This window comes from Aeromonas sp. 600479 (assembly GCF_049175515.1).
Classification (GTDB): Bacteria; Pseudomonadota; Gammaproteobacteria; order Enterobacterales; family Aeromonadaceae; genus Aeromonas; species Aeromonas veronii_A.
Window position 1 is genome coordinate 1 of sequence record NZ_JAAKVF010000023.1, and the last position, 19,280, is coordinate 19,280.

17 protein-coding genes are annotated in these 19,280 nt (G+C 59.9%); 10 read left to right on the top strand and 7 right to left on the bottom strand.

What is annotated here, in order from left to right; translation table 11 throughout:
• Positions 1-198 precede the first annotated feature (198 nt).
• Genes hemG through pepQ form a run of 4 tightly spaced genes read right to left on the bottom strand, consistent with a single transcriptional unit; the run spans position 199 to position 4,164 of the window.
• Positions 199-723: a menaquinone-dependent protoporphyrinogen IX dehydrogenase gene (hemG, locus tag G5149_RS18935; RefSeq protein WP_005339483.1), complete on the bottom strand. Its 525-nt coding sequence runs from the start codon at positions 721-723 to the stop codon at positions 199-201.
• A gap of 7 nt (positions 724-730) precedes the next feature.
• Positions 731-2,188 carry a TrkH family potassium uptake protein gene (locus G5149_RS18940; protein ID WP_421213358.1) on the bottom strand — a complete coding sequence of 486 codons (1,458 nt, stop codon included), beginning with the start codon at positions 2,186-2,188 and terminating at the stop codon, positions 731-733.
• A 36-nt stretch (positions 2,189-2,224) separates the two neighbouring features.
• Positions 2,225-2,842 (bottom strand): YigZ family protein, encoded by a 618-nt coding sequence (locus G5149_RS18945; RefSeq protein ID WP_236348643.1) that lies wholly within the window; start codon positions 2,840-2,842, stop codon positions 2,225-2,227.
• Positions 2,842-4,164, bottom strand: a complete 1,323-nt coding sequence (gene pepQ, locus G5149_RS18950; RefSeq protein ID WP_263085018.1) for a Xaa-Pro dipeptidase — start codon at positions 4,162-4,164, stop codon at positions 2,842-2,844. Before pepQ ends, G5149_RS18945 begins: the two co-directional genes overlap by 1 nt.
• A 191-nt stretch (positions 4,165-4,355) precedes the next feature.
• On the opposite strand from pepQ, the gene G5149_RS18955 reads away from it, so the two are divergent.
• The 6 genes from G5149_RS18955 to G5149_RS18980 all read left to right on the top strand — a co-directional run bounded on the left by G5149_RS18955 (position 4,356) and on the right by G5149_RS18980 (position 13,516).
• Positions 4,356-6,293 (top strand): acetoacetate--CoA ligase, encoded by a 1,938-nt coding sequence (locus G5149_RS18955; RefSeq protein WP_421213359.1) that lies wholly within the window; start codon positions 4,356-4,358, stop codon positions 6,291-6,293.
• A 204-nt stretch (positions 6,294-6,497) separates the two neighbouring features.
• Complete coding sequence (gene fadB / locus G5149_RS18960; protein WP_421213361.1) at positions 6,498-8,645, top strand: fatty acid oxidation complex subunit alpha FadB; 2,148 nt, start codon at positions 6,498-6,500, stop codon at positions 8,643-8,645.
• A gap of 21 nt (positions 8,646-8,666) precedes the next feature.
• Positions 8,667-9,830 carry an acetyl-CoA C-acyltransferase FadA gene (fadA, locus tag G5149_RS18965; protein WP_005342451.1) on the top strand — a complete coding sequence of 388 codons (1,164 nt, stop codon included), beginning with the start codon at positions 8,667-8,669 and terminating at the stop codon, positions 9,828-9,830.
• Positions 9,831-10,108: 278 nt separating this feature from the next.
• Complete coding sequence (locus G5149_RS18970) at positions 10,109-10,831, top strand: response regulator (protein WP_005339475.1); 723 nt, start codon at positions 10,109-10,111, stop codon at positions 10,829-10,831.
• The gene (locus tag G5149_RS18975) at positions 10,828-12,273 is read left to right on the top strand and encodes an ATP-binding protein (protein WP_021229267.1); all 1,446 of its coding nucleotides are present in this window, start codon (positions 10,828-10,830) and stop codon (positions 12,271-12,273) included. The genes G5149_RS18970 and G5149_RS18975 overlap by 4 nt, the downstream gene beginning before the upstream one ends.
• Before the next feature lie 4 nt (positions 12,274-12,277).
• Positions 12,278-13,516, top strand: a complete 1,239-nt coding sequence (locus tag G5149_RS18980) for an ABC transporter substrate-binding protein (RefSeq protein ID WP_021229266.1) — start codon at positions 12,278-12,280, stop codon at positions 13,514-13,516.
• 75 nt (positions 13,517-13,591) lie between these two features.
• On the opposite strand, the gene G5149_RS18985 is transcribed toward G5149_RS18980, so the two are convergent.
• Positions 13,592-13,783 carry a hypothetical protein gene (locus G5149_RS18985; RefSeq protein WP_005339471.1) on the bottom strand — a complete coding sequence of 64 codons (192 nt, stop codon included), beginning with the start codon at positions 13,781-13,783 and terminating at the stop codon, positions 13,592-13,594.
• A gap of 169 nt (positions 13,784-13,952) precedes the next feature.
• Here G5149_RS18985 and tusA point away from each other — a divergent pair, with 169 nt between their 5' ends.
• On the top strand, positions 13,953-14,198 hold the full coding sequence (gene tusA, locus G5149_RS18990) for a sulfurtransferase TusA (protein ID WP_005339470.1): 246 nt from the start codon (positions 13,953-13,955) through the stop codon (positions 14,196-14,198).
• Between the two features lie 21 nt (positions 14,199-14,219).
• The gene (locus tag G5149_RS18995; RefSeq protein WP_005355943.1) at positions 14,220-14,567 is read left to right on the top strand and encodes a RidA family protein; all 348 of its coding nucleotides are present in this window, start codon (positions 14,220-14,222) and stop codon (positions 14,565-14,567) included.
• Between the two features lie 78 nt (positions 14,568-14,645).
• Here G5149_RS18995 and G5149_RS19000 read toward each other — a convergent pair whose 3' ends face one another.
• Complete coding sequence (locus G5149_RS19000) at positions 14,646-15,302, bottom strand: OmpA family lipoprotein (RefSeq protein WP_005339468.1); 657 nt, start codon at positions 15,300-15,302, stop codon at positions 14,646-14,648.
• Between the two features lie 129 nt (positions 15,303-15,431).
• A complete protein-coding gene (locus tag G5149_RS19005; protein WP_047434822.1) occupies positions 15,432-16,004 on the bottom strand; it encodes a DNA-3-methyladenine glycosylase I in 573 nt (190 codons plus the stop codon).
• A gap of 222 nt (positions 16,005-16,226) precedes the next feature.
• Here G5149_RS19005 and glyQ point away from each other — a divergent pair, with 222 nt between their 5' ends.
• Entirely contained in the window at positions 16,227-17,150 is a 924-nt protein-coding gene (gene glyQ / locus G5149_RS19010) for a glycine--tRNA ligase subunit alpha (protein WP_005339464.1), read from the top strand.
• Positions 17,151-17,159: 9 nt separating this feature from the next.
• Positions 17,160-19,241, top strand: coding sequence for a glycine--tRNA ligase subunit beta (gene glyS / locus G5149_RS19015; RefSeq protein WP_421213363.1), 2,082 nt, complete (start codon positions 17,160-17,162; stop codon positions 19,239-19,241).
• Positions 19,242-19,280 lie beyond the last annotated feature (39 nt).

Genomic DNA, 19,280 nt, shown 5'->3' on the forward strand with positions numbered 1-19,280 from the left:
GAAGCTGGCTCATCAGTTCGGCGTGTTCCGCCGTGCTGGTAGGGGCGCATTATAGGGAGCCGCGCCGGGATGACAAGAGGGAAAATGCAAAAAATGGCACTTTTTACAGTTTTCCGGTTCAACCGTTGCTTTATTAAACAAAAGCCCCGCGTCGGCGGGGCTGTTTCGGGCAAAAAGCCCTGAATTCACATCACACAGCTACCTTTTTGACCAGAATTCGCGTGCAAAGCTGCGCACCTTTTCCCAATCGGTAAACTCAATGTCCTTGCTGGTGTCGGTACTGCCACCGGTAATCTTCATGATCAGCTGGATGATGCGAGTCTGCCACCAGTTGTAGCGGGAGTACTGCAACGCTCCGGCAAACACACCCAGAGTTTTCGGCTTCCAGGGCGAGAGGCGCAGGAACTTCTTCATATAGGCATTGGTTTGCGGCGTCTGCTTCTCTGGCTTGCGGGCCGTCAGGTTGACACAGAAGAAGGCCGCATTGGCCACCTCCAGCTGCTCCTGATGGGCATGAATAAAGCTGAACAGGCTGGGATGGAAGTTGCCATAACGAATGGAGGCGCCGATCAAGACCTTGGCATACTTGCTGAGGTTGCACATCGGCAAGGTGTGCAGGTCGTGCATCACCACTTCGCATCCCGGCATCTGCTCCAGCATGACATCGACTATTTTGCGGGTTTGGCCATCCCGAGAGGAATAAAGCACCAGAATCTTGTCCATAACTACCTCAACTACGCCAGAATGCAGGAGTAAACAGTACCAGAAGCGTGAAGATTTCCAATCGGCCAAACAGCATGGCCAACACCAGAATCCACTTTGCCGGTGCGCTGGTACCGGAGAAATTGGCAGCCACATCTCCCAGTCCAGGCCCAACGTTAGTCAAAGTTGCCGCCACTGCCGAGAAGGCGGTTACCTCATTCATACCCGTCGCGATCAACGCCAGCATAAAGAGCACAAAGAGGATGATGTAGGTTGCGAAGAATCCCCAGACCGCTTCAACCACCCGTTCCGGCACCGCCTTGCGTCCCAGCTTCAGGGTGTAGACGGCCCTTGGATGTACCAACCGTTTCAGTTCCCGCATCCCCTGCATAAAGAGAATCATGAAGCGCATCACCTTGATACCACCGCCGGTACTGCCGGCACAGCAGCCGATAAAGGAGGAGAACATCAGCATGATGGGCAGGAAAGAGGGCCAGTCTGCATAGCTGGCGGTGCTATAACCAGTTGTCGTACCCAGCGAAACTGACTGGAACAGAGCGTGATTGAGGGTCTCTTGCCAGTGTTCGTAATGATTGTGTTGCAGTAATACTGCAGCACAGAACAGAAATAGGAACAACTGAATGCCGAGAAACACCTTCACCTCAGGATCTCTCAGATAACTGAACAACCGTACCGGCCTGTGGGCGAAGACCATGAAGTGAAGGCCGAAGTTGATACTGCCGATCAACAGGAACAACACGGTAATCAGGTTGATAACCGGGCTGTTGAAGAAACCTATGCTGGCATCGTGGGTAGAAAAACCACCGATGGAGAGGGTGGAAAAGGAGTGGCAGATGGCATCGAACAAGGTCATGCCCGCCATCCAGTAAGCCAGGGTGCAGAGCGAGGTCAGCAACAGATAGATGAACCAGAGTGCCTTGGCGGTTTCGGCGATGCGCGGCGTCACCTTGGTATCCTTGACAGGCCCGGGGATCTCGGCGCGATAGAGCTGCATCCCCCCGATCCCAAGCAACGGTAATACGGCTACCGCCAGCACGATGATCCCCATCCCTCCCAGCCACTGCAACAACTGGCGGTAGAACAGGAATGCCTTGGGCAGATCATCCAACCCGGTCAACACCGTAGCCCCCGTGGTGGTCAGACCGGAAAACGACTCGAAGAAGGCTTCCGAAACTGACATGCCAGGTACATCGCTGATGATGAAAGGAACCGCACCGACACTGCCCAGCACCACCCAGAACAACACCACAATGAGGAAACCCTCTTTCGATCTGAGCTCCTTCTTGTGATAGCGGTTGGGAAACCAGAGCACCACGCCGAGTAGCAAGGCGATCAGAAAAGAGCTGACGAACTCGGCACCACCACCATCCCGATAGCCAAAAGCCACCAACGCAGGCAACAGCATGGTCGAGCTGAACAGCGCAACCAGCAAGCCAACAATGCGAATAATGCTCAGGATGTGCATTACAGCTCCCTTTCCCCAAGTAAAGAGCGATGGATTCTAGCCATCTAAGGGACGGAGGGATACCCGCCCATGAGTCCGATCGGTCAATTCGCGGTCAACCCTCTCCCATACTTCAGACTCCCACGCCACCTGCAGGGTGACCTGCTGGCCGTAATCGGCTGCCAGCAGCTCGCCGTTGTGACTGCTTATCAGTGACTCGACCACGCCCATGTCGCCATAGTCGCAATGAATGGAGGAAGGAGTACGCGGCACCTTGAGCAGGGTTGGCAGCTGCTTGAGAGCTGCCCCCACGCCGCCCCCATAAGCTTTGACCAGTCCACCCGTGCCAAGCTGGATGCCGCCGTAGTAACGCACCACCACGGCGCAGATTTCACCGAGCCCCGAGCCCATCAACTGGGCCAGGATCGGCTTGCCCGCCGTACCGGACGGTTCGCCATCATCGCTGAAGCCATAGACCTGGCTATCTTGCGGTGCGCCCGCTACAAAAGCCCAGCAGTGGTGGCGAGCGGTCGGATGTTGGCGCTTGATCTCGTTGACCCACCCCTTGGCCACCTCGACGGTCGGGGTGTGGGCGATCAGGGTAATGAAGCGGCTCTTCTTTATCTCTTCGGTCAGTTCCAGCGAGGCAGCCGGAATGGAGTAAGCAGCCGCCATCAGAGCCCTGCTTGTCTCGTCATGTTCTCCACCCCGTTGGCGTGCAGCACAATGTTATCTTCGATGCGGATGCCGCCAAACGGCCGCAGTGCCTCGACCTTGTTCCAGTTGACCCGTTTGCCCTGTTCGCCCTGACGCAGCGGCTCCAACAGGCTGTCGATGAAGTAGAGTCCCGGCTCGATGGTGAACACCTGATCCACCTCCATCACCCGGGTGCAGCGCAGATAGGGGAACAGCTCGGGCGCCGCCAGATGGGTGCCGCGCTCATCCTGCATGAAACCACCCGCATCGTGTACCTGCAGACCGAGGAAGTGGCCGAGGCCGTGAGGGAAGAAGACGTTGGTCACCCCGGTGTTGATCATCTCGTCAACCGACATGTCCACCAGCTCGGTCGCTTGCAGCAGGCGCGCCAGCTTGTGGTGCATCTGCAGATGCAGCTCGCTGTAGCGGCGACCCGGTTTGATCTCCTTGATGATCTCCTGCTGCTGCTCGTCGAGGGCTGCAATCAGATCGGCAAACTCGCCTCGCCGCCACGCCCAGGTACGGGTGATATCGGAGGCATAACCGTGGAAATCGACGCCGGCATCGATCAGGAAGGAGTGGCGCTCCGCATCCGGCACCCGCACGGCAGACAAATGAGTGTAGTGAAGGATGGCCGCATTGCGGTTGATGGCGACGATATTGCCGTAGGGCGCCTCATTGGCTCCCTGCCCGACCGCTTTCATGTAGGCCAGATTGATCTCGAACTCGCTCGCCCCCGCCATAAAGGAGTCCTTGGCGGCGATATGGCCACGTACCCCGATCCGGTTCGCCTCACGCAGGCACTCCAGCTCGTAGGGGGTCTTGTAGGCGCGGTGATAGTGCAGGTAATTGAGCACCGCCTCGGGATTGGGCTGGGTCAGACCAAGCAGTTCGGCTACTTCCAGATGGCCGCCCAGATAGGCCCACTCCTGTTTGTTGGCTGGCAGGTGATCAGCCACCTGTTCCGGCCGGGTCAGGAAACGGATATCGAAGAACTCGACCCAGAAGGCATTGGGCAGATCCGCCACCTTGTGCCAAAAATCCACCGGGCGGTAGAACAGCAATACCGGTTTGTTCACCCCGTCCACCAGCAGCCAGCAATGGGGATTGTCCAGTACCGGCAACCAGGCCTTGAAGTGCGGGTTTACCTTGAACGGGTAATCCTGATCATCGAGGAAGATACGGTGAGTCTGGCCGGAGTGGATGGCCAGTCCGCTGAGCCCCTGTTGTTGCAGAATGTCGCGGCTGCGCTGCTGCAAGGTATCGAGGTGCTGGGCAAAAAGTTGGCTGTAGCTGCTCATGGCGTCCTGCTCCGAGGTGAATGTAATTGCAGCATAACATCAAGAGCTTGGCGGCTCGACCCGTCAAGCTGCCGCTTCGTGAGGTAACGCATACGTTACAAACGTGTTTGTTATCAACAGAAAACCAATCATTAACAAATCAAAAACAATTCAATACACTGCCGGTAGATACATGAAGTCAGGGATTACTCATGGACAACCTCTGCCTGTGGCAACCAGATCCGCTCGGGATGCAGCAATCCAACCTCTACCGTTTTATGGCGGAGGTGAACCGTTTCCACGGCTTGCAGTTGCAGAATTACCCGCAGCTTTACCAATGGTCGGTGGAGAAGACTACCCGTTTCTGGCCACTGGTATGGCAGCACTGTGGCGTCAAGGGCGAGCTCGGCAACATAGTGGCGGAGAACCGTCAGGATATGCAGCGCACCCGCTGGTTCCCCGATAGCTGCCTCAACTTCGCCGAAAACCTGCTGCGCCGTCAGGACGAGAGCCCGGCCATCATATCCCGCATCGAAGGGGGTCCAAGCCGTACTCTGAGCTGGGGTGAACTGAGTGATCAGGTTGCCCGGCTGGCTCAGTGGCTGCGTCATCATGGGATTGGTCGTGGCGATGTGGTCGCCGCCTATCTGCCCAATATTCCGGAAACCGTGGTAGCCATGCTGGCAACCACCAGTCTGGGGGCGATCTGGACCTCCACCAGCCCCGACTTTGGCGAGGCCAGCGTGGTAGAGCGCTTCGGCCAGACACGGCCGCGGGTGCTGTTTACCGTGGATGGCTATCGCTACAACGGCAAGGCCATCGATATTCAGGACAAAGTGGCAGGGGTCGTCAGCCAGATCGACAGCATAGAGCAGACGGTGATGATCCCCCTGCTCGGCAACCCGCTGCAGCTTGGTCACGACTGGCAGCAAGTGCTGGCAAGCCAGCACGGTGCCCAGCTCGCTTTCGAGCCGATGGCTTTCAATGACCCGCTCTATATCCTCTACTCCTCCGGCACCACCGGCAAACCCAAGTGCATCGTGCACGGGATTGGCGGCACCCTGCTGCAACATCTGAAAGAGCACCAACTGCACTGCGACATCAAACCGGGGGAGCGAATTTTCTACTTCACCACCTGCGGCTGGATGATGTGGAACTGGCTGGTGAGCGCCCTCGCCTCCGGCGCCACCCTGGTGCTCTATGACGGCTCGCCATTTTACCCGGATGGCAATGTGCTGTGGGATCTCGCCCGTGACGAGCAGGTCAGCTTGTTCGGTACCTCGGCCAAATATCTTGATGCGCTGCACAAGCAGGGTTATGCCCCCATCAAGAGCCACGACTTGCCGTACTTGCGGCTGATCTGCAGCACCGGCTCTGTGCTGTCGCCGGAGGGATTCGACTACGTCTATCAGCAGATAAAGCAGAATGTGCAGCTCAGCTCCATCTCAGGCGGCACCGATATCTGCTCCTGCTTCGTCATCGGCAACCCGCTCAGCCCTGTCTATCGCGGCGAGAGTCAGGGGCGCGGCCTCGGTCTCGCGGTGCAGGTATTCAACGAAGCGGGCCAGCCGGTGCAGGGGGAGAAGGGCGAACTGGTCTGTACCAAGCCGTTCCCGGCCCAGCCCATTTACTTCTGGGGTGACGAAAATGGCGACAAGTACCACGCCGCCTACTTCGAACGGTTCGACAACATCTGGTGCCACGGCGACTGGATTGAGCTAACCCCGACCGGTGGCATTCTGTTCTACGGCCGCTCCGACGCCACCCTCAACCCTGGCGGCGTGCGTATCGGCACCAGCGAGATCTACCGCTATGTCGAGCAGTTGGAGGAAGTAGAAGAGAGCATAGTCATCGGCCAGCAGTGGCAGCAGGACGAGCGGGTGGTGCTGTTCGTCAAGCTCAAGGCTGGCTGCAAGCTGGATGAGCCGCTGCGCGAGCGGATCCGCCAGCAAATAAAGCAACATTGCACCGCCCGCCACGTGCCCGCCCGCATCCTGCAGGTGGATGCCATCCCCCGCACCAAGTCCGGCAAGATCGTCGAACTGGCGGTGCGTGAAGTGGTACACAACCGGCCGGTTAACAACACCCATGCCCTCGCCGATCCCGAGGTGCTGAACCAGTATCGCAACCGGCCGGAACTGGCCAGTTGATAACAAACTCACATCTATCCGGGGCGCCGCAAGGCGCCTCTCTTTTGCTCATTTTGTGATGAGGAGCTTTTACTCGATAACTGTTAAACAAATGTTTTAAATAGGTGTTGAAAATGTCTCCTTTTGGATCAATAGTGAGCCTCGCCCCCTGCTGGGGATAAAGGAGCACCACTCCCCACTGAGTGGGAACAAGGAGACACTCTCATGATCTACCAAGGCGAAACCCTGTCGGTCAGCTACCTCGAAAACGGCATCGCCGAGCTGAGGTTTGATGCCCCGGGTTCAGTCAACAAGCTGGATCGCGCTACCCTGCTCTCCCTGAGCGAAGCGATCGCCGCATTACAACAAGAACGTGAACTAAAAGGTCTGATCCTCACCTCCGGCAAAGACGCCTTTATCGTCGGTGCCGACATTACCGAATTCCTGGAACTGTTCGATCTGCCGCAAGAAGATCTGCTCGGCTGGCTGAAAAAGGCCAACGACATCTTCAATGCCATCGAAGATCTGCCGGTGCCTACCCTCTCCGCCATCAAGGGTCACGCTCTGGGCGGCGGCTGCGAGACCATTCTCTCCACCGACTTCCGTCTGGCCGACACCACCGCCAAAATCGGCCTGCCCGAGACCAAACTCGGCATCATGCCGGGCTTTGGCGGCACAGTCCGTCTGCCGCGAGTGATCGGCGCCGACAACGCGCTCGAGTGGATCACCACCGGTAAGGATTACCGTGCCGATGACGCCCTCAAGGTGGGCGCTATCGACGCCGTAGTCGCCCCTGACGCGCTGCAGAGCGCTGCGCTGCAGATGATCCAGGACGCCATTGCGGGCAAGCTGGACTGGCAGAGCCGTCGCGCCGCCAAAAAAGCGCCGCTGCGCCTCTCCAAACTGGAAGCCATGATGAGCTTCACCACCGCCGCCGGCATGGTTGCCGCCGTGGCGGGCAAACACTATCCGGCGCCTATGACCGCGGTGAAAACCGTCGAGGCCGCCGCAGGTATGAGCCGTGACGAAGCGCTGGTCGTTGAGGCACAGGGCTTTATCAAGCTGGCCAAGACCGATGTAGCCAAGGCACTGGTCGGTATCTTCCTGAACGATCAGCACATCAAGGCGCTGGCCAAGAAGGCGGCCAAGCAGGCTGCTAAGGCCACTGGCCACGCCGCCGTACTGGGTGCCGGCATCATGGGGGGCGGCATCGCCTACCAGTCTGCCAGCAAGGGCATTCCGGCGGTGATGAAAGATATCAACGAGAAGGCGCTGGCACTTGGCATGGGCGAAGCCACCAAGCTGCTCAACGGCCAGCTCGAGAAGGGCCGCATCGACGGCATCAAGATGGGCCAGGTGCTCTCCGCCATCACTCCGACTCTCAGCTATGACAACGTCAAGCATGTGGATGTGGTGGTCGAAGCCGTGGTCGAGAACCCGAAAGTGAAGGCCGCCGTACTGGGCGAAGTGGAAGGGATCATTGGCGAAGACGCAGTGCTCGCCAGCAACACCTCCACCATCCCAATCTCCCTGCTGGCCAAGGGGCTGAAGCGCCCGCAGAACTTCTGCGGCATGCACTTCTTCAACCCGGTGCACCGCATGCCACTGGTGGAGATCATCCGCGGCGAGCAAACCTCCGATGAAACCATCAACCGCGTGGTGGCCTATGCCGCCGCCATGGGCAAGTCCCCGGTGGTGGTCAACGACTGCCCGGGCTTCTTCGTCAACCGCGTGCTGTTCCCCTACTTCTTCGGCTTCAACAAACTGGTTGCCGATGGCGCCGACTTCGCCGCCGTCGACAAGGTGATGGAGAAAGAGTTCGGCTGGCCCATGGGCCCCGCCTACCTGCTGGACGTGGTCGGCATCGACACCGGTCACCATGCCGGTGACGTGATGGCGCAGGGCTTCCCGGCACGCATGAGCAAGGAAGGCCGCACCGCCATCGACGTGATGTACGAAGTGAACCGCTTCGGTCAGAAGAACGGCAAGGGCTTCTACGCCTACGAGCAGGACAAGAAGGGCAAGCCGAAGAAGGTGGCTGACGCCGCCAGCTACGAGCTGCTGGCCCCCATCGCCAAGCCGAAACAGGATTTCGACAAGGACGCCATCATCGCCCGCATGATGATCCCGATGATCAACGAGGTGGTGCTCTGTCTGGAAGAGGGCATTGTTGCCACGCCAGCCGAAGCCGACATCGCACTGGTCTACGGTCTGGGCTTCCCTCCCTTCCGCGGCGGCGTGTTCCGCTATCTGGACACTATCGGTCTGGATCGCTACGTGGCCATGGCCGACCAGTATGCCGACTTGGGCCCGCTCTACCGCGTCAGCGACCGCTTACGCGAGATGGCTGCCCAGGGCAAAACCTTCTACTGATTGCGGAAAGGAGATCCATTCATGAAAGACGTAGTCATTGTCGACTGTATCCGGACCCCGATGGGCCGGTCCAAGGGCGGCGCCTTCCGCAACGTGCGTGCAGAAGATCTGTCCGCGCACCTGATGAAATCCATCCTGCTGCGCAACCCCAACCTCGACCCGAACGAGATCGAGGATATCTACTGGGGCTGCGTGCAGCAGACCCTGGAGCAGGGCTTCAACATCGCCCGCAACGCCGCGCTGCTGGCCGGCATTCCGAAGCAGGTAGGGGCAGTCACCGTCAACCGCCTGTGTGGCTCCAGTATGCAGGCGCTGCATGATGCCTCTCGCGCCATTCAGGTAGGTGATGGGGATATCTTCATCATCGGCGGCGTCGAGCATATGGGTCACGTGCCGATGAGCCACGGCGTTGACTTCCATCCCGGCATGGCCAAGTCGGTGGCGAAAGCCTCCGGCATGATGGGGCTGACCGCCGAAATGCTCGGCAAGCTGCACGGCATCAGCCGCCAGCAGCAGGACGAGTTTGCCGCCCGCTCCCACCGCCGAGCTCACGCCGCCACCGTGGAAGGACGCTTTGCCAAGGAGATCGTCGGGCTGGAAGGCCATGACGCCAGCGGCGCCCGCTTCTTCTACGACTACGACGAGGTGATCCGCCCGGAGACCACGGTTGAAACACTGAGCCAGCTGCGCCCGGTGTTTGATCCGGTCAACGGCACCGTCACTGCCGGCAGCTCCTCGGCCCTGTCCGATGGCGCCGCCGCCATGCTGGTGATGAGCGCGGATCGCGCCAAGGCCCTCGGCCTCACGCCGCGCGCCAAGGTTCGTGCCATGGCCATCGCCGGCTGCGACGCCGCCATCATGGGTTACGGCCCGGTGCCGGCGACCCAGAAGGCGCTCAAACGGGCTGGTCTGACAGTCGGTGATATAGACCTGTTCGAACTAAACGAGGCGTTTGCCGCCCAGTCCCTGCCCTGCGTGAAGGATTTGGGTCTGCAGGATCTGGTGGACGAGAAGGTAAACCTCAACGGCGGCGCCATTGCGTTGGGTCACCCCCTCGGCTGCTCCGGTGCCCGCATCTCCACTACCCTCATCAATCTGATGGAGGAGAAGGATGCCACCCTGGGGGTTGCCACCATGTGTATCGGTCTGGGTCAGGGTATCGCCACCGTGTTTGAACGGGTGTGATAACCAGCCGGATCGACGGGATGCACTACTGAGAGTTGTCCCTTTTCGGGGCCAGTCTGACTGGCCCCTTTTCAAGTCTGTGACGATCGCCACACGGGGTGCTCGTCAGTGGTCAGAAGCTGTCTGTTGGCCGTCCCGTTTGGGTCGGCCTTTTTTCGTTTTAATCTTATCAATAGGCTGTTATTGCCTTAAACCTCACATTAGATAGGGGGCTTGCTTGCTTTTTACTCCCCCGACAGGTTCAATCTGCACAAAAAAATGGGTGGATGCACATACATATGTCAATGAGCAAACAACTGCTGATCGTCGATGACGACCAAGAGATCCGCGAGCTGCTCAATGAGTACCTGACTCGGGCGGGCTTTCAGGTATTGACGGCGGCGGAGGGCAATGAGATGCGCCAGCAACTCGCCCAGCACAGCCCGGACCTGATTATTCTGGACATCATGATGCCCGGCGAGGATGGTTTTACCCTCTGCCAGCAGATCCGTCGTGACTCCCAGGTGCCCATCATCATGCTGACCGCCGCCTCCGACGAAGCGGATCGGGTGATCGGCCTCGAACTCGGCGCCGACGACTATATCGCCAAGCCGTTCAGCCCCCGTGAACTGCAGGCCCGCATCAAGGCGCTGCTGCGCCGCGCCGAATTCCGCCAGCCGGAAAAAGAGAAAGAGCCGAGCCGCCGCCTGCGTTTTGCCGAGTGGACCCTCGACACCCTGAGCCACCAGCTGACCCATGATGATGGCAGCCTGCTGGATCTCTCCGGCAGCGACGCCATGCTGCTCGGCATGTTCCTGCAACAGCCCGGCGTGGTGCTGGATCGGGACACCATCTCGGATGCCACCCGCGGCCGCGAAAGCCTGCCGATGGAGCGCGGTATCGACGTGCAGATCAGCCGTCTGCGCCAGAAGCTGGGCGACAACGGCAAGAGCCCGCGCATCATCAAAACCATCCGCGGTAGCGGCTACATGCTGATTGCCGAGGTGCACGAGCTGCCATGAGCAACAAGTGGTCCTGGGGGGCGCTGGTGCCCCGCTCCCTGTTGTCACGGATGATCCTGCTGCTGTTGCTGGCCATCCTGCTCTCCCAGACCATTCTGACCGGCATCTGGATGCAGCAGATCCAGAAGCGGGAGCTGGAGGGGATGCTCAGCACCACCCGCAACCTCGCCATGTCTGCCGCCTCCACCGTCAACTTCTTCAAATCCCTGCCGCTGCAGTATCGCCATATCGCGCTGGACCAGCTGCGCAACATGGGGGGCAGCCGCTTCTTCGTCTCGCTCAACGAGGAAGAGATCCACATCAACGCCATCCCCGACAGCGAACGCAAGACGCAGGTGCTGGAGGAGGTGCAGGGAGTGCTGACCCGCAAGCTCTCCGACGCCATGGCGATCAAGGTGGATTTCTCCCGGCCCGACGACCTCCACGTCTTCAACAACGACACCTTGCTGGCGGATCTTCCCTCCTCCTGGGCCCGCTACACCCTGTCGCTGGAGCCGCTCAATCCGCCGGTGCTGGTGACCCAGATCGAGATCGAAAAGGGGGAGTGGCTCTATCTGGCGGCCCTGCTGCCCGCCCCCTACATGACCCTCGACGATACCGTGATGCCGAGCAACCAGGTGCGTTTCATCGCCCTGATGACGGTGTTCCTCTGCTTCTTCACCTTTATGCTGGTGCGCTGGCAGACCCGCCCGCTGCGCCGTCTCGCCAAGGCGGCGGTGAATCTGGGCAAGGATATCGACCAACCTTCGCTCAAGGAGGAAGGAGCATCGGAAATCGTGGCGGCCACCCGCGCCTTCAACATCATGCAGCACCGCATTCGTCGCTATATCGACGATAGAGAGCGGCTGTTCAGCTCCATCTCCCACGACCTCAAGACCCCCATCACCCGACTGCGGCTGCGGGTCGAACTGCTCGACGACGAGGTGCAAATCGCCAAGTTCAACAAGGATCTCGACGAGCTGGAGCTGATGGTGAAAGGGGCGCTGCAGACGGTCAAAGAGACCGACATTCACGAGAATATCGAGGAGATCGATATCAACGCCCTGCTTGAGCAGATGGCGGAGTCGATGAACCTGCACGACGAGCGGCTGACCATCGAAGGCCACTGCAAGTGGCCCTACCGCGGCAAGCTGCTGGCGCTCAAGCGCTGCATCGGCAATCTGGTAGACAACGGCATCAAGTACGGCCAGCGGGTGCGCATCATCATCATGGATGACGAGGAGATGCTGATCCTCTTCATCATGGATGAGGGCCCCGGCCTGCCAGACGATAAGTTTGAGCGCATCTTCGAACCCTATTACCGGCTCAGTACCGATCAGGCCGGCACCGGCCTCGGTCTTGGCATCGCCCGCAACATAGCCCACGCCCACGGCGGCGATCTGGTGCTGGAAAACCGTCCTCAAGGTGGCCTGCAGGCCACGCTCTCCCTACCAAGGCAGTAACCTTATGAAGTGGTTGTCTTTTTCTGTCATCGCCCTGCTCTCTGCTCCCGTTGCCGCCTCCCAGGTGGAAGTGCTGCACTGGTGGACGTCCGGCGGCGAAGCGAAAGCGGTCGAAGTGCTCAAATCCGAGTGGACCAAACAGGGCAACCAGTGGAACGACTTCGCGGTACAGGGCGGCGGCGGCAAGAGTGCCATGACGGTATTGAAGAGCCGGGCGCTGGCGGCCAACCCGCCCGAAGCGGCCCACCTCAAGGGTTACGAGCTCAAGGAGTGGGCCGGGCTGGGCTTTTTGCGCGATCTCACCCCCATGGCCGAACACCTCGGCTGGTACAGTCAGATGCCGCCCATGGTGCGTGCCACCCTCAGCCAGAATGGCGCCCTGATGGCGGTGCCCACCGGCATCCACCGGGTCAACTGGCTGTGGCTCAACCGCAAGATCTTCGAGCGCAACAAGCTGACTCCACCCACCGACTGGGCCCAGTTTGTTACCGTCGCCGACCAGCTTAAAAAACGGGGCATCACTCCGCTCGCCATCGGCAACGAGCCCTGGCAGCTGGCGGTGTTGTTTGAAACGGTGGCGCTCGGTGAGGGCGGAAAAGAATTCTATCGCAAGGCGTTCCTCGAACAGGACAGCGCCACCCTGACCGGCCCCGATATGGTGCGGGTGTTGACCCGTTTCCAGCAACTGCGCGCCTATGTGCCGCAAAAATACGCTGGTCTGAAGTGGCATCAGGCCACCAATCTGCTGGAGAGCGGTGGCGCCGCCATGCAGTTGATGGGGGACTGGGTGAAGGGTGAACTGAGTGCGGGCAACTACCGACCGGGTGAGGATATCGCCTGCCTGCCGAGCCCGGGCAGCGCCGGACTGTTCAGCTACAACCTCGACTCCATCGCCATGTTCAAACAGCGGGATCCGGCCCAGCTGCAGGCGCAGGGGGATCTGGCCCAACTGCTGATGACGCCGCAATTTCAGGAGGAGTTCAATCGGGTGAAGGGGTCGATCCCGGCGCTGACCAACCCCGACATGAGCAAGTTCGACCGCTGCGCAGTCCGCTCCTATCAGGACTTCCTGCTGGCGGAAAAGCAGGACAACCTGCTGCCCAGCATGGCAGAAGGGATGGCGACGCCGACCAATATGCGGCAGGCAATCCTCGATGTGCTGAGCAACTTCTTCAACGACCCCAAGGCCAGCCCGGAGCAGACGGCGCTGCATCTGGAGCGGGCGATGCGCTCGACCCGCTGATCCGGGCACATAGCCAAACGGCAGAAATGACAAAGGCGGAATTGCTCCGCCTTTGTTGCTGAATCGTCATCCGATTCAGGATTGATCGTTCTCGTCCTCATCCTCGTCATAGTAATCGCTGAGCTCGATCCAGAGCCCCAACCCGACCATCACCATGGAGCCGAACCAGGTACCGGTATTCCCGATCGGGCTGCCCATCACTATCATGGCGAAGGACAAGAACCCCATGCCTGCATAGGCTTGTAATCTGCCGTAGGAGACCTGCATATTCACCTCCTTGTTGAATATGGTTCAATTTTTATATTACTCGTCCGGCGCAAGCTGGATAGGGTCGAATAACATTTCGGTTACATATGCTGGTGAATGGGTCGTTTGTTTGATTATTTTTTAGCCCTGAGTATCATTGGCAGCCGAATAGGTTGAAGGTTGATAATAGATGAGTGATTTATTCTGCGGCGCAACCCACGAGTTGGACGCAATCGGGCTTCGTTGCCCGGAACCCGTTATGATGGTTCGCAAGAAAGTGCGGCTGATGGCGGATGGCGAGACCCTGCTGGTCAGCGCTGACGATCCTTCAACCACCCGCGACATCCCCAGTTTCTGCCGCTTTATGGATCACACCCTGGTCGCCAGCGAGACAGAGCAGGCCCCCTACCGCTACCTGATCCGCAAGGGTCAATAAGCCCCCGTACCGGAGCACTCCATGACAACCATTACCCGAATCGGCACCACCCAGCGTTGGTCAGACGTGGTCATCCACAATGGCACCCTCTACGTGGTGGAAGTGCCCGTCAGCGAAGAGGCCGACATCCACCAGCAGACCCGCGAAGTGCTGGCAAGCCTGCAGCGCCTGCTGGAAGCCAACGGCTCCGGCGTCGACAAGATCCTGATGGCCAATATCTATCTCAAAGACATTCAGGACATCGCTGCCTTCAACGAGCAGTGGGATGCCTGGATCCCGGCTGGCACCGCACCCGTGCGCGCCTGCGTACAAGCCCGCCTCGCCCACGAGGGCTACAAGGTCGAAGTGCAGCTGACTGCGGCTGTCTAAACAGTCATACCGACAGCTGGATAGCAAAAGGCCCCGCCATCACTGGCGGGGCCTTTTCGTTACCGAAACCTGAACGACTTAGGCGGTCGGGGTCAGGGTAATGGTCACGCGGCGGTTCTGGGCTTTGCCAGCGGCGGTGCTGTTGGTAGCAACCGGCTGATCCGGGCCTACGCCGGTGGTGGAGATGCGGCTACCTGCTACGCCCTGACCAATCAGCTGGGCGGCAACGGCATCGGCACGATCGCGGGAGAGCTTCATGTTCAGATCGCGGGAACCGGTGCTGTCGGTGTGACCGACCACGTTCAGGCGGGTCTTGTCGAACTCGGCAACGACCATGGCCACGCCGGAGAGGGTGTTGGCACCGGCCGCTTTCAGCTGGGAGCTGGAGCTGTCGAAGGTGACGTTGTTCGGCATGTTGAGGATCAGCTCATTGCCATTGCGGGTCACGCTGACGCCGGTGCCCTGCAGTTTCTCGCGCAGCTTGGCTTCCTGCACGTCCATGTAGTAGCCGATACCGCCACCCAGGGCTGCGCCAGCAGCAACGCCGGTCAGGATGCCCTTCTTGCGGTCACCCTTGCTGGAGGAGAGCGCACCTACGGCCGCACCGGCAGCGGCGCCAGCCAGCGCGCCCCAGGCACCTTTGGAGGTCTGGGATTCACCTGTGTAGGGGTTGGTGGTACAGCCGCTCAGGGCAACGGTCAGTGCCAGAGCAGGCACCAGGATCTTGGCTCGCATGAAAAAACCTCTGTGAAAACAATCCGGCACCATGCCGGGGGCCGGATTGTAACGCGCTGGCACGCCATTGTCTGACGCAAGCCTGAACAGATGGCGAGAGTGGTGTTTTTTTGTGCAATCGGCGGACTGTCAGCGCGGTAACTGACACTCGGCGTGGCAAGGACAGCTGACCAGATGATCGTTCACCATCCCCACCGCCTGCATAAAGGCGTAACAGATGGTGCTGCCAACGAAGTTGAAGCCGAGCTTCTTGAGCGCTTTCGACATGGCATCCGACTCCGGCGAGGTCGCCGGAATATCGCCGTTGCCCTGCCGCTGGTTGACGATGGGGGCGCCGCCGACAAAGCCCCACAGGTAGTCGGCGAAGTCGATCCCCTGCTCCTGCAACGCCAGATAAGCGCGGGCATTTCTGATGATCGACTGCACCTTGAGCCGGTTGCGGATAATGCCGCTGTCCTGCATCAACCGCTCCACATCCTGCTCGTCGAACCGGGCAATCTGTACCGGATCAAAGTCCGCATAGGCGCGGTAATAGCTCTCGGTGCGCTTGAGGATGGTGATCCACGACAGCCCCGCCTGCTGGCCGTCGAGGCAGAGCTTGGCAAACAGCTCGCGCGAGTCATAGACCGGCCTGCCCCACTGTTTGTCATGGTATTCAATATATTCCGGGTCTTTGGTCACCCAGGCGCAGCGCAGTTCCATTTCCTCTCCCTCGTCATTTCAGCGGTTTGCCCGACCCTGCCCACTCTGCAGGCGGCACTGCTCACATCATATACCGGACATCCCGCCCGACCAGCCACAGCGCAGCACCATCCCGCGAATCCGCTGCAATTTCGCCTATTATCCGACCATGCCAGACGGTATACTCCCTCGGTTCACATTCAGCAAATCTTGCTCTGATTTTCACTTCGCGCGAAAAAAATTATGCAAAAATTCGATGTCAAAACCTTTCAGGGCCTGATCCTGCAGCTGCAGGACTATTGGTCCCGCCAGGGCTGTACCATCATTCAGCCGCTGGATATGGAAGTGGGTGCCGGTACTTCCCACCCCATGACCTGTCTGCGTGCCCTGGGCCCGGAGCCCATCGCCTGCGCTTACGTGCAACCGTCCCGCCGTCCGACCGACGGCCGCTACGGTGAAAACCCGAACCGCCTGCAGCACTACTACCAGTTCCAGGTAATCATCAAGCCTTCCCCCGACAACATTCAGGAACTCTATCTGGGCTCCCTGAAAGAGCTGGGCATGGATCCTGAAATCCACGACATCCGCTTCGTGGAAGACAACTGGGAAAACCCGACGCTGGGTGCCTGGGGTCTGGGTTGGGAAGTGTGGCTGAACGGCATGGAAGTGACCCAGTTCACCTACTTCCAGCAAGTGGGCGGCCTCGAGTGCAAGCCGGTCACCGGCGAGATCACCTACGGTCTCGAGCGTCTGGCCATGTACATTCAGGGCGTGGACAGCGTCTACGATCTGGTCTGGTCTGACGGCCCGCTGGGCAAGACCACCTACGGCGACGTGTTTCACCAGAACGAAGTGGAGCAATCCACCTACAACTTCGAACACGCCGATGTGGAGTTCCTGTTCCACTGCTTCGAGCAGTACGAGAAGGAAGCCCAGAACCTGCTGGCACTGGAAAAACCGCTGCCGCTGCCTGCCTACGAGCGCATCCTCAAAGCCGCTCACTCCTTCAACCTGCTGGATGCCCGCAAGGCCATCTCGGTCACCGAGCGTCAGCGCTACATCCTGCGCATTCGCACCCTGACCAAGGCCGTGGCAGAGGCATACTACGCCTCCCGCGAAGCGCTGGGCTTCCCTATGTGTCAGCGCAGTGAGAACAAGCAAGGTTAAGGAACGGACATGGCACAACATACATTTCTGGTAGAGATCGGTACTGCTGAGCTGCCGCCCAAAGCCCTGCGCTCCCTGGCCGAAGCCTTTGCCGACAACTTCAAAGCCGAACTGACCAAGGCCGATCTGGCCTTCGGCGACGTCGAGTGGTTTGCCTCACCGCGCCGTCTGGCGCTGAAGGTAAGCGAGCTGGCTGGCGAACAGCCGAGCAAGAGCGTCGAGAAGCGCGGCCCAGCCGTGGCGCAGGCGTTCGATGCCGAAGGCAAGCCGACCAAGGCTGCCGAAGGCTGGGCCCGTGGCAACGGCATCACAGTTGAGCAGGCCGAGCGTCTGGTCACCGACAAGGGCGAGTGGCTGGTTCACACCGCCAAGGTCGAAGGCCGTCCGGCCAAAGAGTTGCTGGGCGAGCTGGTTGCTGCTGCACTGGCCAAGCTACCCATCCCGAAAATGATGCGCTGGGGCGACAAGACCATCCAGTTCGTGCGTCCGGTCTTCACCGTGACCCTGCTGCTGGATGGCGAGCTGGTCCCCGCCTACATTCTGGGTATCGACTCTGCCCGCACCATCCGCGGCCACCGCTTTATGGGCGAGAGCGAGTTCACCATCGACAACGCCAGCCAGTACCCGCAGATCCTGCAGGAGCGCGGCATGGTGATTGCCGACTTTATGGCGCGCAAGGCCAAGATCAAGGCTGACGTCGAAGCGGCCGCTGCCGCCTTCGGTGGCGTGGCCGATCTGGACGACGCCCTGCTGGAAGAAGTGACTGCACTGGTCGAGTGGCCTGTGGTGCTGACCGCCAACTTCGAAGAGAAGTTCCTGGCCGTGCCGGCTGAGGCGCTGGTTCACACCATGAAGGGTGACCAGAAGTACTTCCCGGTCTACGACAAGAACGGCAAGCTGCTGCCGAAGTTCATCTTCGTCACCAACATCGAGTCCAAAGACCCGAGCCAGATCATCAGCGGCAACGAGAAGGTGGTTCGCCCCCGTCTCTCAGACGCCGAGTTCTTCTTCAAGACCGACCTCAAGCAGACCCTGGCCTCCCGCCTGCCGCGCCTTGAAACCGTGCTGTTCCAGCAACAGCTGGGCACCGTCAAGGCCAAGGTCGAGCGCATCGAGACCGTCGCCGGCTTTATCGCCGAGCGTATCAGTGGTGGCGATAATGCCGTCGTGACTCAGGCCCGCCGTGCCGGTCTGCTCTCCAAGTGTGACCTGATGACCAACATGGTCGGCGAGTTCACCGACACCCAGGGTGTCATGGGGATGCATTACGCCCGTCACGATGGCGAAGATGAAGCGGTTGCCGTGGCCCTCAACGAGCAGTACATGCCGCGCTTTGCCGGCGATGCCCTGCCGTCCGGTCTGGTTGCCTGCGCCGTCGCGCTGGCCGACAAGTTCGACACCCTGGCCGGTATCTTCGGCATCGGCATGCTGCCGAAGGGTGATAAAGACCCGTTCGCCCTGCGTCGCGCCGCCATCGGTGCCCTGCGCATCATGACCGAGAAGCAGCTGGATCTGGATCTGGTTGAACTGGTTGAAGAAGCGGTACGCGTCTACGGCGACAAGCTGACCAACAAGACCGTCGTCACCGACGTGGTCGACTTTATGCTGGGCCGCTTCCGCGCCGCCTATCAGGACGAAGGCATCGGTGCCGACGTGGTGCTGGCCGTACTGGCCCGCCGCCCGACCCGTCCGCTCGACTTCGATCGTCGCGTCAAGGCCGTCAGCCACTTCCGCACGCTGGATGCCGCACTGGCACTGGCTGCCGCCAACAAGCGCGTGAGCAACATTCTGGCCAAGGTCGAAGGCGAATTGCCGACTGCCGTCAAACCGGAACTGCTGCAAGATGCCGCCGAGAAGGCGCTGGCCACCCAGGTTGCCGAACTGCAAGCCGAACTGGCCCCGCTGTTCGCTGCCGGTGACTATCAGGCTGCCCTCACCCGTCTGGCCGCCCTGCGCGAGCCGGTCGACACCTTCTTCAACGAAGTGATGGTGATGGCCGACGACGAAGCCCTCAAGGCCAACCGTCTGGCACTGCTGAACAACCTGCGCAACCTGTTCCTGCAAGTCGCGGATATCTCCCTGCTGCAGTGATATGGTTGGGTAAGTGATATTAAAAACGGCGCCGTAAGG